At 65.5% G+C, this 13,438-nt stretch carries 12 protein-coding genes; 1 reads left to right on the top strand and 11 read right to left on the bottom strand.

Features of this window, described 5'->3' with window-relative positions; translation table 11 throughout:
- Nucleotides 1–90 precede the first annotated feature (90 nt).
- Entirely contained in the window at nucleotides 91–1,125 is a 1,035-nt protein-coding gene (locus tag AAIL66_RS10130) for a helix-turn-helix domain-containing protein (protein WP_034382524.1), read from the top strand.
- A 194-nt stretch (nucleotides 1,126–1,319) separates the two neighbouring features.
- Here the strand turns inward: AAIL66_RS10130 and AAIL66_RS10125 are convergent, their stop codons facing one another.
- The 11 genes from AAIL66_RS10125 to AAIL66_RS10075 all read right to left on the bottom strand — a co-directional run bounded on the left by AAIL66_RS10125 (nucleotide 1,320) and on the right by AAIL66_RS10075 (nucleotide 13,419).
- Nucleotides 1,320–2,306 carry a tripartite tricarboxylate transporter substrate-binding protein gene (locus AAIL66_RS10125; RefSeq protein ID WP_034408380.1) on the bottom strand — a complete coding sequence of 329 codons (987 nt, stop codon included), beginning with the start codon at nucleotides 2,304–2,306 and terminating at the stop codon, nucleotides 1,320–1,322.
- Between the two features lie 68 nt (nucleotides 2,307–2,374).
- On the bottom strand, nucleotides 2,375–3,304 hold the full coding sequence (locus AAIL66_RS10120) for a glyoxylate/hydroxypyruvate reductase A (RefSeq protein ID WP_034408382.1): 930 nt from the start codon (nucleotides 3,302–3,304) through the stop codon (nucleotides 2,375–2,377).
- Nucleotides 3,305–3,312: 8 nt separating this feature from the next.
- Entirely contained in the window at nucleotides 3,313–4,083 is a 771-nt protein-coding gene (locus AAIL66_RS10115; RefSeq protein WP_343496642.1) for a class II aldolase/adducin family protein, read from the bottom strand.
- Between the two features lie 42 nt (nucleotides 4,084–4,125).
- Nucleotides 4,126–5,670, bottom strand: coding sequence for a class I adenylate-forming enzyme family protein (locus AAIL66_RS10110; RefSeq protein WP_343496641.1), 1,545 nt, complete (start codon nucleotides 5,668–5,670; stop codon nucleotides 4,126–4,128).
- Between the two features lie 86 nt (nucleotides 5,671–5,756).
- Nucleotides 5,757–6,743 carry a tripartite tricarboxylate transporter substrate binding protein gene (locus AAIL66_RS10105; protein ID WP_343496640.1) on the bottom strand — a complete coding sequence of 329 codons (987 nt, stop codon included), beginning with the start codon at nucleotides 6,741–6,743 and terminating at the stop codon, nucleotides 5,757–5,759.
- A gap of 111 nt (nucleotides 6,744–6,854) precedes the next feature.
- Nucleotides 6,855–7,787 carry an FAD-binding protein gene (locus tag AAIL66_RS10100; RefSeq protein ID WP_343496639.1) on the bottom strand — a complete coding sequence of 311 codons (933 nt, stop codon included), beginning with the start codon at nucleotides 7,785–7,787 and terminating at the stop codon, nucleotides 6,855–6,857.
- A 159-nt stretch (nucleotides 7,788–7,946) separates the two neighbouring features.
- The gene (locus AAIL66_RS10095; RefSeq protein ID WP_003052181.1) at nucleotides 7,947–8,696 is read right to left on the bottom strand and encodes an electron transfer flavoprotein subunit beta/FixA family protein; all 750 of its coding nucleotides are present in this window, start codon (nucleotides 8,694–8,696) and stop codon (nucleotides 7,947–7,949) included.
- A 36-nt stretch (nucleotides 8,697–8,732) separates the two neighbouring features.
- A complete protein-coding gene (locus tag AAIL66_RS10090) occupies nucleotides 8,733–9,707 on the bottom strand; it encodes a nitronate monooxygenase family protein (RefSeq protein ID WP_211456793.1) in 975 nt (324 codons plus the stop codon).
- 7 nt (nucleotides 9,708–9,714) lie between these two features.
- Entirely contained in the window at nucleotides 9,715–10,728 is a 1,014-nt protein-coding gene (locus AAIL66_RS10085) for a tripartite tricarboxylate transporter substrate binding protein (protein WP_343496638.1), read from the bottom strand.
- Between the two features lie 212 nt (nucleotides 10,729–10,940).
- The gene (locus AAIL66_RS10080) at nucleotides 10,941–11,957 is read right to left on the bottom strand and encodes a tripartite tricarboxylate transporter substrate binding protein (protein WP_343496637.1); all 1,017 of its coding nucleotides are present in this window, start codon (nucleotides 11,955–11,957) and stop codon (nucleotides 10,941–10,943) included.
- 214 nt (nucleotides 11,958–12,171) lie between these two features.
- Nucleotides 12,172–13,419 carry a CoA transferase gene (locus AAIL66_RS10075; protein WP_034356038.1) on the bottom strand — a complete coding sequence of 416 codons (1,248 nt, stop codon included), beginning with the start codon at nucleotides 13,417–13,419 and terminating at the stop codon, nucleotides 12,172–12,174.
- Between the last annotated feature and the right edge of the window lie 19 nt (nucleotides 13,420–13,438).

The following is a 13,438-nucleotide window of genomic DNA, read 5'->3' as shown; positions in this document are numbered from 1 at the left end:
GACCCTGAAAAATGGCACAAGCAGTCATGCTAAAAGTGAAGCGCCTGTGACAGACACGGCAAAATCGCCATTCGAGGAGTCAGAAACGCCATGCCCCGGACCTTCGTCATCGAGCTGCCCTGCCTGGAGCACAGCGCCACAGGCCACGCCGCGCATCTCGTGGAGATGCTGCGCAGCGCCAACCTCGTTGCCGGCCTGCGCCTGGGCCGGCGCGCACCGCGCTTTGGCTGGCGCTGGGTCGATGGCCGGGGCCGGCCCCTGCCGGCCATGCCGCACACGGCCGAAGGCGCACTGGCCGAAGGTCCGGTGCATGCCGTCTTCGCAAGCGCGCTGCACTGCCCGGACATTCCATCCATCCGCGACATCGTCGCCGCGCATCCGGACTTCACGCAGCGCATCGCCACAGCCTTCGACCAGGGCCTGACCGTGTGTACGCTGGGCAGCGGCGCCTGGTTCGCGGCCGCCAGCGGGCGCTGCGAGGGCCGCCGTGTGGCCCTTCCCTGGTATTTCATGGGCGGATTCGGACTGGACTTTGCCGGCATAGAACTTGCCGAGGGCCAACCCTTTGTGGACGACAGGCCCTGGCTCAGCGCCTCCCACGCCGAAGCCCTGGTACCCCTGGCTCTGGCGCTCACGCGCCATGCCTTCGGCGACGACCTGGCCGAAGCGCTGGCCGCCGTTGTGCAGCCCGACCCCCAGCGCGAACGCGCCACGCGCGCCGCCATGCAGGATCGCCGCATTCCCGCCACGCGGACCAGCGTGCTAGCCCATGCCATAGCCTGGCTGGAGACGCGCGTGGAGCAGCCCTATGACCTGCGGTCGCTGGCGGACGCGGTATCGGCCAGCCCGCGCACCCTGCTGCGCCACTTCCAGCAGGAGTTGGGGCACAGCCCGCTCGATCACCTGCACCGCCTGCGCTGCGCACGGGCTCGGGTGCTGCTGGAGATCACGCTGGAGAGCGTGCCCTCCGTGGCGCTGGCCTGCGGATATGAGGATGCCTCGGCGTTCCGGCGGGTGTTCGCCCGGTATGTGGGAATGACGCCCGCGGCCTATCGAAAAAGGCATGCATTGAGGGCTCCGAGGAGGCGGTGGCGCGTCGCCGCCAGCGAGATTGTGCGGCCTTGACGGCACCGCAAGCTGGCGTAGATCTCATCTGACTGTCGCGGGCTTGTTCGGCAGGGGTTGCCACGATGCAGCCATCTCTACTTCGCACCGTAGGCCAATGAGGAGATCCCCCTGCATTCACCTCACCCGCAAGCCGCGCCATTTCTCTTGAGGCCTGCGTCGCTCCCTGCCGGGGACAAACCAGGCCAGCAAGCCTAGTCCAGCGTCACCTTGGCCTCACGGATCACTTTCCCCCATTTGGCAGTTTCAGCGGCAATGAAGCGATCGCACTCCTCCGGTGTCGAACCTTCTGCAAACGTACCCATGGTCTGCTGCATGCGCTGCGAAATCTCAGGACTGCGAATGATGCGAGCGACTTCGGCGGACATGCGCTGCACGATCTCCTTGGGCACTCCTGCCGGTGCAATCATTGCTGCCCAGGTGCTGCCCATCAGGTCGGGGATGCCTTGCTCGGCAAATGTCGGTACATCGGGCAAAACCGCCAGTCGCTTTTCGCTGGCCACGCCAATCAGACGAATGCGACCGGCCTTGGCAGGCTGGATCAGATTGGGCGGAGGATCGAGGAACAGCGGGATCTGACCACCCATGAGGTCGGTCAGTGCCGGTGCGGCCCCCTTGTAGGGCACATGAGTCATATCCGTCTTGGTCAGCAGCTTCATCAACTCGGTTGTCAGATGCGCGCTGGAGCCGCTTCCCGAGGAACCAAAGCTGACCTTGCCAGGATGTGCCTTGGCATAGGCAATCAGCTCCCGCGTGGTCTTGAACGGAGCATTGTTGGATACTGCTGCAACCAGAGGCGAGATCCCCATCAGAGACACGCCGACCAGATCCTTGCCGGGGTTGTAGGGCAGCTTGGGATACAGCGTGGTGTTGGCCGCATAAGCGGCAATCACCACGCCGAACGTGTAGCCATCAGGTGCAGACTTTGCCACCTGATCCACACCGATGAGACTGTTCGCACCAGGCTTGTTTTCGATGACGATGGGCTGGCCCAGCGCTTTCTGCAAACCCACTTGCAGCAGACGTGCCATCTGATCGGTGAAGCCGCCCGCCGTGTAGGGGACGACGATGCGTATGGGCTTGGAGGGCCAGGGGCTCTGGGCCCAGACCGAGGGTACCAGCATGGCGGCGCCGGCTGCGGCGCTCGATTGAAGAAAGCTGCGGCGAGATGTCGAAGGCATGAATGTCTCTTGGTTCTTGCAAGGATAAAGCGCCGCGCGGCAGCGCGACAGGGAAAGGGAAATACGTCTCAGTATCCGCGGGCCACGTCCACCAGGTTGAGCAAGGGCTCGCCCGCACGCAGGCGGCGCAGATTCTCCAGGCACTGGCGGGCCACGGTGTCGGCTGAAGCCTGAGCCGCGATATGCGGAGTGACAAAGGCCTTGGGGTGCCCCCACACCTTGTTGCCGGGCTGGGGCGGTTCCTCGCGCAGCACGTCCAGCGCGGCGCCGGCCAGATGGCCTTCGTCGAGCAGAGCCAGCAGTTCATCCTCGACCACTTGCTCGCCGCGCCCCACATTGATGAAATAGGCGCCGCGCGGCAGCAGGGAGAGCGTGCGGCGGTTCAGCAGATCGCGCGTCTCGTGCGTAAGCGGCAAGGCGCAGACCAGAATGTCGCTGCCCGACAGCAGTTGCTGCAGACCCTCGGCACCGCTGTGGGTGGTCAGGCCGGCAATGTTCTTGGCGCTGCGGCTCCAGCCCGCGACAGGATAGCCCACGGCCTGCATGGCAGCAGCCACGAAGCGACCGACCTCGCCCAGACCCAGAATGCCCACGCGGCAGTCGGCGCTGGCGCGCACGGGGCGGCGCAGCCAGTCACCCGCCTGCTGCTGGCGCGCGAACAGATCCAGCTCGCGCGTATGGCGCAGCGCGGTGCCGACCACATACTGGGCGATCTCCACATGCTGCTGCGGATCGACGGTGCGCGCCACGGGCAGGCCAGCCGGCAGATCGGGCACGGCCAGCAGCTTGTCCACACCGGCACTGGGTGCGCACAGCAGCTTGAGTTGCGGATAGGCCGGCAGCACGCCGGGCTTGAGGCTCCAGGCGAGCATGGCTTCGACCTCGGTGGCAGGCGCCTCGTCGCGGTGGGCCCAGACGCGCAGATCGGGTGCCAGCGCACGCAGCGACTCGACGATGGGCGTGCCCATGCTGGGGTGGATGTTGACCAGAATTCCCATGGTTTCCTTCAGTCCTTGTAAGACGGATCGATGCGATCCAGACGGCGCAACAGGCCCGGCCAGGCCAGGCCCGCGCCCTTGCCCTTGGTGACCTGACGCGACTGGTTGACCGCGTCGGCAATGATGGGCTGCGGGATACGCGTCAGCTCGCTGCCGCCCGACTGCGCGAGGATCTGGATGCGGCAGGCCGACTCCAGCGTGTACATGGCCAGCACGGCCTCGGCCACGCTGCGGCCGCAGGTGAGCAGCCCGTGGTTGCGCAGGATGAGGAAGTTGCTCGCACCCAGATCGTCCACCAGACGCGGCTTCTCGTCATCGCGCAGAGCCACGCCCTCGTAGTCGTGATAGGCCAGACGCACCAGCGGGAAGATGGACTGCTGCGAGATGGGCAGCAGTCCATCCTTTTGCGCCGACACGGCCACGCCGTAGCGAGTGTGCGTGTGCAGCACACACTGCACCTCGGGCCGGCCGTCGTGGATGGCGCTGTGGATGACGAAGCCGGCGGGGTTGACGTCGTACTCGGCCTCCATCAACGGCTGGCCTTCGTGATCGACCTTGACCAGGCTGGACGCGGTGATCTCGTCGAACAGCATGCCGTATGGATTGATCAGGAACTGGCCGGGCTGGCCCGGCACGCGTGCCGAGATGTGGGTGAAGATCAGGTCGTCCCAGCCGAAGTGGGCGACCAGCCGGTAGGCGGCAGCCAGCTCGACGCGAGTCTGCCATTCCTCGGGCGTCACCTGGCTGCGGACTTCGGACATCGTGGTGTCATGGCTCATGGGATAGTTCTCGTGATGGGCATCGTGGAATGGAAGACAGGCTCAGTGCTCCGCAGCGTACTGGTCGCGCAGCTCGCGCTTGAGAACCTTGCCGATGGCACTGCGCGGCAGCTCGGCGATGAAGCGCAGGTCGGCCAGACGCTGGGTCTTGCCGGCTTGCTGGTTGTACCAGCCCATGATCTCCTCGGGCCGGGCCGGCTGGCCAGTGCGCGACACCACATAGGCCACGGGCGTCTCGCCCCATTGCTCGGAGGGCACGCCGACCACGGCCACGTCGTCCACGGCCGGATGGGCACGCAACTGAGCCTCCAGGTCGCTGGGATAGATGTTGAAGCCGCCGCTGATGATCATGTCCTTGCGGCGGTCGAACAGGGTCAGAAAGCCGTCGGCATCGAAGCGACCCACATCGCCCGTGCGAATGAAGCGCTTGCCCGTGGCATCGAACCATTCGGCCTCGCGCGTCTTGGCGGGCTGACCGTGGTAGCCGCTCATCATGCTGGCCGAATGGCCCACGACCTCGCCGTCCGCGCCGGGGGCGACCTCGCGGCCCTCCTCGTCGATGAGGCGGATGTCATGGCCCTCGGCGGGCTGGCCCACGGTGTGCAGCTTGTCCGGGTGCAGATGGGCTTCAAGGATGCAGGTGCCCCCGCCTTCGGTCATGCCGTAGAACTCGGTGAGGCTGCCGGGCCAGCGTGCCACCACATCGGCCTTGAGTTCTGCGCGAAACGGTGCGCTGGTGCAGAACTTGGCCTGAAAGCTCGACAGGTCATGCTCGCCGAACTGCGGCAGCGCCATGATGCGCTGGTACTGAACAGGCACCAGCATGGTGTGGGTGACGCGGTGCTGCTGGGCCAGTTGCAAATAGCGCCCCGCGTCGAACTTGGGCATGAGCACCACGCAGCCGCCGCTGCCCAGCGTGGGGAAGAACACCACCAGCGTGGTGTTGGAGTACAGCGGCGTGGCCAGCAGCGTCGTGCCCTCGGGGCCGTAGCCATAGACACCGCCCCGGTTGATATGGGTCCAGCGCATGCCGTGCGACTGCACGATGCCCTTGGGAGTCCCCGTGGTGCCCGAGGAATAGATGATGTTGAACGGTGCCTCGGGCGCAAGGCTCACGGCAGCGGGCTGCGCGCCTTCGGGCGCCAGCCAGTCCTCGAAGGCACGGCCCGGCGCCACGCCGTCCAGCGAGATGCATTGCAGTCCGGTGTCTGCGGGCACCAGGTCCTGGGCCGCCTTGTCGAGGAACAGATGGCGTGCCTGGGCATCGCGCAACATGGAAGCCAGGCTCTCGGCCGTGGAGGATGGCGCCAGCGGCGCGACCACCACGCCCGCTCGCAGGGCTCCCAGGAACAGAGCTGCATAGCGCACCGAGCTCAACGCGCAGATGGCGATGGCCTGGCCGGGCTGCACACCTTCGCGCTGCAAGGCTGCGGCCACGCGGTCCATGAGGGCGTCGAGCTGGGCGTAGCTCAGCGTCTGCTGGTCGTCGCGCAGCGCCGCATGGCCGGGCTGCTGGCGCGCATGGCTGCGGATCAGCTCGGCCAGCGTGGTGAAGGGTGCATCGGGCAAAGGCAAGGAAACAGTCATGAGGGACTCCGTTTCAGGAATTCACGAATCTCAAGCGGACTGCACCTGCGGGCCCCACGGCCCTGCGGGCGCATTGGAGGACAGGCCTATTTGGCAGCCAGGCCCAGGCGGTCGATCAGGACCTTGTCCTTGGCGTAGGCCTCGCGCACCCATTGCGCATAGTCGGCACCCGAGCGGTACCAGGCGTCCTGGTTGAGCTGCCTGAGCACCTCGACATGGCGCGGATCGTCCATGGCCTTCTTGAAGGCGTCGTGCAGCTTGCGCACCACGGCCGGGTCCATGCCCTTGGGCCCCGCCAGGCCGTAGGGCGAGGTGGAGACCACGCCATAGCCCAGCTCCTTGGCCGTGGGCACGTCGGGCCAGCGCTGGGTGCGCTTTTCACCGAAGGTCATGAGCAGACGCATCTGGCCGCCATTCACATAGGTGTCCCAGCCCGAGGCATCGCTTTGCGCGGCCACATGACCGCCCAGCAGGGCCTGCTGCAGGTCGGCATTGCCCTTGAAAGGCACATGATTGAGAGTGACCTTGGCGTTCTCAGCCAGCTCCTCCATCAGCAGATGCGGCGAGGAACCTATGCCCGTGGAACCGTATTCGATCTTGCCGGGAGTCTTGCGCGCGGCGGCGATGTACTCGTTGAAGCTTTTGTAGGGCGAATCCGAGCGCACCGTGAAACCGAAGGTATAGCCCGAGACGCCGATGATGTAGCTGAAGTCCGTGACCGGGTTCCAGGCGGTCTTTTGCATATGCGCCATGCGCAGCATGGACATGGGGAACTGGGTGATGGTGTAGCCATCTGGCTTGGCGGTGCGCGCCATGGTGCCGGGGCCCAGCGTGCCGCCCGCGCCAGGCTTGTTCTCGACGATGATTGGCTGGCCCAGCTGCTTGCCCGCAATATCGGCCAGCGTACGCATATGGCGGTCGGTGGGGCCGCCGGCCGGGAACGGCACGATCAGCGTGACGGGCCGCGCAGGATAGTCGCCGGACTGTGCCCAGGCTGATGCGCCGGTGCCAGCGGCAGTCAAAAAGGCGGCTGTGGCGAGAACCAGGCTGCGGCGGTCAAGGGAAATCTGCATGTCTTGTCTCCTGAATCTCTGAACCAGGTGGGGCCGGGGCACATACCTTGTGTGCCGCTCTGGCCGGGGCCCGGACACCGTTGTCCGGGCCGCGCATTGCCATGGCAATGCTTAGATCGTCTTCACCAGCTCCGGCACTGCCTGGAACAGGTCGGCTTCCAGACCGTAATCAGCCACCGAGAAGATCGGTGCCTCGGGGTCCTTGTTGATCGCCACGATCACCTTGGAGTCCTTCATGCCCGCCAGATGCTGGATCGCGCCAGAAATGCCGCAGGCAATGTACAGCTGAGGCGCCACGATCTTGCCGGTCTGGCCCACCTGCAGGTCGTTGGGGGCATAGCCCGCATCCACCGCAGCGCGCGAGGCGCCGATGGCCGCTCCCAGCTTGTCGGCCAGGGGCGACATGACTTCCTGGAACTTCTCGGCCGAGCCCAGCGCGCGACCGCCGGAGACGATGATCTTGGCGGCCGTCAGCTCGGGACGCTCGCTCTTGGTCACTTCGCGGCCCACAAAGCTGCTCTTGCCGCCGTCGGCCACGGCCGCTGCGCTTTCCACGGCAGCAGAGCCGCCAGTGGCAGCTGCTGCGTCAAAGCCCGTGGTACGCACGGTGATGACCTTGACGGCATCGGCGGACTGCACGGTGGCGATGGCGTTGCCCGCGTAGATGGGGCGCTCGAAGGTGTCGGCGGAGTCGACCTTGGTGATGTCGCTGATCTGGGCCACGTCCAGCTTGGCGGCCACGCGGGGGGCCACGTTCTTGCCCGAGGCCGTCGAGGGAAACAGGATGTGGCTGTAGTTGCCGGCAATCGCCAGCACCTGCGCGGCGACGTTCTCGGCAAGGCCGTCCTTGAGGCTGGCGCCTTCGGCGTGGATGACCTTGGAGACGCCGGCGATCTGGGCGGCAGCGGCTGCTGCAGCGGCAGCGCCTTCGCCGGCCACCAGCACATGCACATCACCGCCGCAGGCCTTGGCAGCCGTCACGGTGTTCAGGGTCGCGGTCTTGATCGAAGCGTTGTCGTGTTCTGCAATAACGAGAGAAGTCATATTCAACCTCTAAATTTCTTTACGTTCTGGCGAAGTCCTAGAGAGGACATCAGCCCTTGGCAGCAGCGCAGCCTGGCGAGGGGCGGCCAGCAAAGGCCGCCCCGCAGCCAAGGCCGTCGTCCCCCTTGGGGGAAGGCGCCGCAGGCGACTCAGGGGGAGTCAGATGACCTTCGCTTCATTTTTCAGCTTGTCGACCAGAGCGGCCACATCGGCCACCTTGACGCCAGCGCCGCGCTTGGCAGGCTCGGAGACCTTCACGGTCTTCAGGCGGGGCGTCACGTCCACGCCCAGGTCCTCGGGCTTGAAGGTGTCCAGCTGCTTTTTCTTGGCCTTCATGATGTTGGGCAAGGTGACGTAGCGGGGCTCGTTCAGGCGCAGGTCGGTGGTGATGACGGCAGGCGTGGACAGGGCCACGGTTTCCAGGCCGCCGTCGACTTCGCGGGTCACGTTGACCTTGTCGCCAGCGACTTCAACCTTGGAGGCGAAGGTGGCCTGGGGCAGGTCGGCCAGGGCCGCCAGCATCTGGCCGGTCTGGTTGGCATCGTCGTCGATGGCCTGCTTGCCGCAGATGACCAGACCGGGTTGCTCCTTGTCCACCAGGGCCTTGAGCAGCTTGGCCACGGCCAGGGGCTGCAACTCGACATCGGTCTCGACCAGAATGCCGCGGTCGGCACCGATGGCCATGGCCGTGCGCAGGGTTTCCTGGCACTGGGCCACGCCGCAGGAGACGGCGATGACTTCGGTGACCACGCCTTTTTCCTTCAGGCGCACGGCTTCTTCGACGGCGATTTCGTCAAAGGGGTTCATGCTCATCTTGACGTTGGCGATGTCCACACCCGTGCCGTCCGACTTCACACGGACCTTGACGTTGTAGTCCACGACACGTTTGACGGGTACAAGGATTTTCATGAGAAAGCTCTTTCCTGGTTTTGAAGAGTGAAAGGCTCAGCGGGCCAGGCCCGCGAGCCGCTCGTTGATCAGTGCATGGGCCTGGTCCATGATGCCGGTGATCAGCTGCGCCACCGTCGGCACATCGTGGATCAGGCCTGCAACCATGCCGCAGGACCAGACGCCTGCGTCCATGTCGCCGTCGTGCATGATGCGCGGATAGACGCCGGCCACTTCGGGCGCGATGTCGGCAAAGGTGATGGCCGCGCCCAGCTCGCGCTCCTTTTGCAGCAGGCGTTCGGTGGCGGAGTTGGTCAGCACGCGCTCGGTGTTGCGCAACGGGCGCATGACCAGACGGGTGTCGAGCTCGCTGGCCGCCACGATGGCCTGCTTGACCTTGGCATGCACGGGCGCCTCCTGTGTGGCAATGAAGCGCGTGCCCATATTGATGCCTTCGGCGCCCAGCGCCAGCGCGGCCACCAGCGACCGGCCGTCGGCCATGCCGCCCGAAGCAACAAAGGGAATCTTCAGTTCTTCGGCAGCGCGCGGCAGCAGGATGAAGTTGGGGATGTCGTCCTCGCCCGGATGGCCGCCGCATTCGAAGCCGTCCACGCTGATGGCATCGCAGCCGATGGCCTCGGCCTTGAGTGCATGGCGCACCGAGGTGCACTTGTGAATCACCTTGATGCCGGCTTCCTTGAGCGCGGGCAGCCATTTCTGCGGGTTGTTGCCGGCCGTCTCGACCACCTTGACGCCGCCTTCGATGATGGCCTTGACATAGCCCGGGTAGTCGGGCGGGTTGACCGAAGGGAGAAAGGTCAGGTTGACGCCAAAGGGCTTGTCCGTCATCTCGCGGCAGCGCGCGATCTCGCGTGCCAGCAGCTCGGGCGTGCGCTGGGTCAGGCCCGTGATGATGCCCAGTCCCCCGGCGTTGGAGACGGCGGCGGCCAGCTCGGCCAGGCCCACATGGTGCATGCCACCCTGGATGATGGGGTGCTCTATGCCAAAGAGTTCGGTGATGCGTGTCTTCATGTCGTTGTCACTCCACTGCAATGCCCTTGTCGCGGATCAGCTGGCCCCAGCGCGTGTAGTCCTGCTGGATGCGCTGGCCCAGCTGGGCGGGATTCTGGAAGGTGGCGATGGCGCCCGCGTGGAGCAGCTTGCTCTGGATGTCCTTGTCGGCCAGTATCTGCTGGACTTCAGAGGCGATGCGCTCGACCACAGCCTTGGGCGTACCCTTGGGTGCGAGCAGACCGCCCCAGGAAACAGCGTCATAGCCCTTGATGCCCTGCTCGGCAATGGTCTTGATGTCGGGCAGCATGCTCACGCGCTGGGGCGAGCCCACGGCGATGGCCCGCAGCTTGCCGGCCTGGATATGAGGCAGCGCGGCCACGAGGTCGGCATACATGATGGGCACCTGGCCGCCGATGGTGTCGGTGATGGCGGGCACGCCGCCCTTGTAGGGCACATGCTGCATGTCGAAGCCGGCCATCTGCTTGAGCAGCTCCATGCTCAGATGGCCGAAGCTGCCGGCCCCCGAGCTGGTGTAGTTGAGTGCTGATTTCTGGGCCTTGGCGTGGGCGATCAGGCTCTTGAGGTCGATGACATCGGGCAGCAGCGCAGGGTTGACCACGATGACGATGGGCAGGTCATAGACCGTGGCCACGGGCGCGAAATCCTTGACGGTGTCGTAGCCGGCCTTCTTGTACAGATGGGGCGCCAGCAGCGTGGGCGTAGCCAGCATCATCAGCGTGTAGCCATCGGCCGGGCTCTTGGCGACCTGCACGGCCGCGATGGAGCCCGAGGCACCGGGACGGTTCTCCACGACCACCGTCTGCTTGAGGCGCTCGCCCAGCTTCTGGCCCACGATGCGCGATGCCGTATCGGTGGGACCGCCTGCGGGGAACGGCACGACCAGGCGCAGCATCTTGGTGGGCCAGTCGGTCTCGGCCAGTGCACCTCCGGCCAGGCCGGCCAGCAACGGCGCGGCGGCCAGGGCCAGAACGCTGCGCCGGCTGGTGCAGGCCTGGAGTGCGGGATTGCGCATGTGCATGAAGTCTCCTGTCAAAGCTGTCTCAGCAGTCGTCGGTGGTGGCCCACTGCCGCAGGCCGTAAAAATCAGTCACTCAGTGATCCATGGCGTTGCGCGCCACCCGCAACCTATGAAACTGTCGCGGCGCAAGCGCGGGACGCCGAGCAAGAGCCGCCTCGCAGCGAGGGTGTCGTCCCCCTTCAAGGGGAAAGGAGCGAAGCGACTCAGGGGGGTCAATCAAGCTTGGCGCCGGCTTGCTCCACCAGCGCCTTCCATATCGGCATATCGCGCTGGTAGTTGTCGCGGAAGGCCTGGGGGCTGTTCATCATGGGGATGAAGCCGGCGCCCGTGATGCGCTCCAGCACCTTGGGGTCCTTGATGATCTCGCGCAGGTGGCCATAGAGCTGGTCCACGACCTCCTTGGGCGTGCCGGCGGGAGCGCCCATGGCCACCCAGCCGTAGATCGAATAGGCGTCGTCGGTCACTCCCTGCTCGAAGATGGTCGGCAGCTTGGGCAGGATTTCCATGCGCTCCTTGCCGGTCACGCCGATGGCCTTGAGACGGCCGGAATCGATGAAAGGCTTGGTGTTGAGCGCGCTGGAAAAGCACAGCTGCAGCTGGCCGCCGATCAGCTCCTGAATCATAGGTGCCTCGCCCTTGTAGGCGGCGTGGTTCATGTCGGCATCCATGGTCTTGCTCATATAGGCACCGGCCAGATGGGCGTACGAGCCCACGCCCCAGGAGCCATAGGACAGCTTGCCCTTGTGTGCTTTCACATAGGCCTGCAGCTCCTTCATATTGTTGGCAGGCACCGAAGGATGGACCACCAGCGTGACGGGCGCCGCTGCGACCTGGGTGATCAGTGCGATGTCCTTTTGCGGGTTGTAGGGCAGCTTGGTATAGAGGAACTGGTTGATCAGCATGGAGGTGCTGAGCGACAGCAGCAGCGTATGGCCGTCAGGCGCTGCCTTGGCCACGGCTTCCGTGCCCAGAATGCCGGCCGCACCAGCCTTGTTGTCCACCACCACGGGCTGGCCCAGGCGCTTGGCCAGAACCTCGCCGATGGTGCGCGCCATGATGTCGGTGGCGCCCCCTGCGTTGAAGGGCACGACCACGCGGATGGGCTTGCTGGGCCATGCCGGCTTGCCGGCCTGTGCGAAGGCGCTGCTGGCGCCCGTGGCCAGCAGACTGCCGCCGCCGATGGCGGCCAGTCCTTGCAGAAGATCGCGGCGTGTGACTGGGATGCTCATGGTTTGTCTCCTATGAAGTCGCTGTCTTTGTTTGCCGTCTTGTGCGGCCTTTAATCTTGCTTTTGAGTTATTTATGGCTCTAGAAGATGTCCGCGGCCTGTGAGCCTGACACGGCCCAACAGGGACACCGAGCAAGGGCCGCCCCCGCAGCGAGGGTGTCGTCCCCTCCCGCGAAGCGAGAGAGGGGAAGCCGCACAGCGGCTCAGGGGGTGCTTCATGAAGGCTCCTGGGGCAGCGTGAGAACGCCCTTGGCTTGCAGGTCCTGCAATTGCGCATCATCGAGCGTCAGCAGGCGCTGCAGCACTTCTCGCGTGCCCTCACCCAGCGTGGGCGGTGCATGGCGGATGGGCAGACGCTGTCCGTCCAGGCGGTAGGGCGGCGCGAACACGGGCGTGGTGCCGACCACGGGATGGGGCATGTCGCGCAGCAGGCCGCTGCGGCGCGTGCGCTCGCTGGTCAGGGCCTCGTGCAGGCCGGCCACACGGCCGCAGGGAATGCCTGCAGCCGTCAGGCGCTCCAGCAACTGGTCGCGCGGGAAGCTGCCAATCAGCGTCTTGAGCATGGGCAGCAGCTCCAGCCGGTTCCTGGCCCGGTTGACGTTGGTGGAGAAGCGCTGGTCCTCGACGATGTCAGGGCGCATGATGACTTGACGGCAGAACTTGTCGAACTGACTGTTGTTGCCCACGGCAATGATCAGCGGACCGTCGGCGGCCTCGTACATGCCGTAGGGCACGATGGAGGGGTGGGCATTGCCGTAGCGCTCGGGGTCGCGCCCCAGTTGCAGTGCATCCAGGCCGTAGTAGCCTGTGACCGTGATGCCGCTGTCGTACAGCGCCATCTCTATGAGCCGGCCCTTGCCCGTGCGCTCGCGGCGGAACAAGGCGGCCAGCACGGCCTGGGCTGCATACATGCCGGTTACCAGATCCACCACGGCCACGCCGAATTTGAGCGGCGGCATGCCTGCCTCGCCGTTGAGCGCCATCAGGCCCGCCTCGCCCTGAATCACCAGATCGTAGCCGGGGCGCTTGGCCTCGGGGCCGCTGCTGTCGTAGCCAGCCACGGCGCAGTAGATCAGGTCCGGCTTGATGGCCTTGAGCTGCTCGTAGCCCAGACCCAGCTTCTCGGCGCCGCCAGTCTTGAAGTTGTGGATGAGCACGTCGAACTGAGGCAGCAGTTCATGGAGGATCTTCACGCCCTCGGGCGTTTGCAGATCCAGCGTGATGGACCGCTTGTTGCGGTTCATGCTGTTGTAGTAAGTGGTCTCGGTCTTGCCGATGCGAATGCCCCAGTCACGCGTATCGTCGCCGCGGCCCGGGTGCTCGACCTTGACCACCTCGGCGCCGAAGTCGGCCAGAACCATGCCGCACAGCGGCCCGGCGAAGACACGGGACAGATCGAGTACTCGCACCCCCTCCAGCGGGAAGTCGATGTCCTGGTTCTGTTCGGTATTGCTGTCGGCCATCTGCCTTTTCTCCTTGGAA

Origin of the sequence: Comamonas sp. F1-6 (assembly GCF_039581415.1) — a bacterium.
GTDB lineage: Bacteria > Pseudomonadota > Gammaproteobacteria > Burkholderiales > Burkholderiaceae_C > Comamonas > Comamonas thiooxydans.
This window is presented reverse-complemented; position numbering and strand designations above follow the sequence as displayed.